The sequence below is a fragment of the Exiguobacterium sp. SH0S7 genome (assembly GCF_004337195.1).
GTDB lineage: Bacteria > Bacillota > Bacilli > Exiguobacteriales > Exiguobacteriaceae > Exiguobacterium > Exiguobacterium aurantiacum_A.
Genome location: NZ_SJVA01000027.1, coordinates 1 through 1,305 on the forward strand (window position 1 = coordinate 1; position 1,305 = coordinate 1,305).

A 1,305-nucleotide genomic window follows, 5' to 3' on the forward strand; every position below is an offset into this window, starting at 1 on the left:
GGGTTCCGCCGATTTCCTGCGCTCGACTTGCATGTATTAGGCACGCCGCCAGCGTTCGTCCTGAGCCAGGATCAAACTCTCCAAAGAATTTGATATAGCTCTTGAAAATGACGAAGCTTGCGCTTCAATCAAAACTTGTAAAACTTTTTTTGCCTCATCGTTCAGTTTTCAAAGACCAAAAAATAAATGGTCGGGAAGACAGGATTCGAACCTGCGACCCCTTGGTCCCAAACCAAGTGCTCTACCAAGCTGAGCTACTTCCCGTTATAAATGGTGCACCCTGAGAGATTCGAACTCCCGGCCTTTAGATTCGTAGTCTAACGCTCTATCCAGCTGAGCTAAGGGTGCATAAAATGCGGTCGAGAGGACTTGAACCTCCACGGTGTTAACCACCACTAGGCCCTCAACCTAGCGCGTCTACCGATTCCGCCACGACCGCGTATTAATGGAGCGGAAGACGGGATTCGAACCCGCGACCCCGACCTTGGCAAGGTCGTATTCTACCACTGAACTACTTCCGCAATATGAGTTTTGATTAGAGATGCGGGTGAAGGGACTCGAACCCCCACGTCAAGGACACTAGATCCTAAGTCTAGCGCGTCTACCAATTCCGCCACACCCGCATATAATATTCAAATATAACTATTAATTAATGAGAAATGGTGAGCCATGCAGGGCTCGAACCTGCGACCCTCTGATTAAAAGTCAGATGCTCTACCAACTGAGCTAATGGCTCATTAATTTAAAATGGGGCGACTGAAGGGAATTGAACCCTCGAATGCCGGAATCACAATCCGGTGCGTTAACCACTTCGCCACAATCGCCATGAAAAAATGGTGCCGGCGAAAGGATTTGAACCCTCGACCCTCTGATTACAAGTCAGATGCTCTACCAACTGAGCTACACCGGCAGGTGTAAATGGTGGCTTTGGACGGAATCGAACCGCCGACACAAGGATTTTCAGTCCTTTGCTCTACCAACTGAGCTACAAAGCCAACTTATTAAGTTTAAATTAAAAATGGCGGTCCCGACGGGATTCGAACCCGCGATCTTCTGCGTGACAGGCAGACATGTTAACCGCTACACCACGGGACCGTTTGTAAAACTATTTGTATCGACTCCACCTATTTTAAATGTCAATTAGGATAAAGTCAATAAGTTTTGTAAAAAAATAAAAAGCCTGGCAACGTCCTATCCTCACAGGGGGAGACCCCCAACTACTTTCGGCGCTGAAGCGCTTAACTTCCGTGTTCGGCATGGGAACGGGTGTGGCCGCTTCGCTATCGCCACCAGACAAGGGAATTG

General features: G+C 48.4%; 10 tRNA genes and 2 rRNA genes. All 12 read right to left on the reverse strand.

The annotated features are described in order from the left end of the window. Positions 1-87: ribosomal RNA gene (locus EVJ22_RS15130) — 16S ribosomal RNA — on the reverse strand; the annotation flags it as partial. A 100-nt stretch (positions 88-187) separates the two neighbouring features. Next, a tRNA-Pro gene (locus EVJ22_RS15135) sits at positions 188-264 on the reverse strand. Between the two features lie 7 nt (positions 265-271). Beyond that, positions 272-348 (reverse strand) — tRNA-Arg (locus EVJ22_RS15140). Positions 349-354: 6 nt separating this feature from the next. Beyond that, positions 355-439: transfer RNA gene (locus EVJ22_RS15145), tRNA-Leu, on the reverse strand. Positions 440-446: 7 nt separating this feature from the next. After that, positions 447-521, reverse strand: a tRNA-Gly gene (locus tag EVJ22_RS15150). Between the two features lie 21 nt (positions 522-542). Further along, a tRNA-Leu gene (locus EVJ22_RS15155) sits at positions 543-623 on the reverse strand. 37 nt (positions 624-660) lie between these two features. After that, a tRNA-Lys gene (locus tag EVJ22_RS15160) sits at positions 661-736 on the reverse strand. Positions 737-748: 12 nt separating this feature from the next. Next, positions 749-824, reverse strand: a tRNA-His gene (locus EVJ22_RS15165). A gap of 10 nt (positions 825-834) precedes the next feature. After that, a tRNA-Thr gene (locus EVJ22_RS15170) sits at positions 835-910 on the reverse strand. A 9-nt stretch (positions 911-919) separates the two neighbouring features. Then, a tRNA-Phe gene (locus EVJ22_RS15175) sits at positions 920-995 on the reverse strand. Between the two features lie 24 nt (positions 996-1,019). Beyond that, a tRNA-Asp gene (locus tag EVJ22_RS15180) sits at positions 1,020-1,095 on the reverse strand. Between the two features lie 83 nt (positions 1,096-1,178). After that, a 5S ribosomal RNA gene (gene rrf, locus EVJ22_RS15185) occupies positions 1,179-1,294 on the reverse strand. Positions 1,295-1,305: the final 11 nt, after the last annotated feature.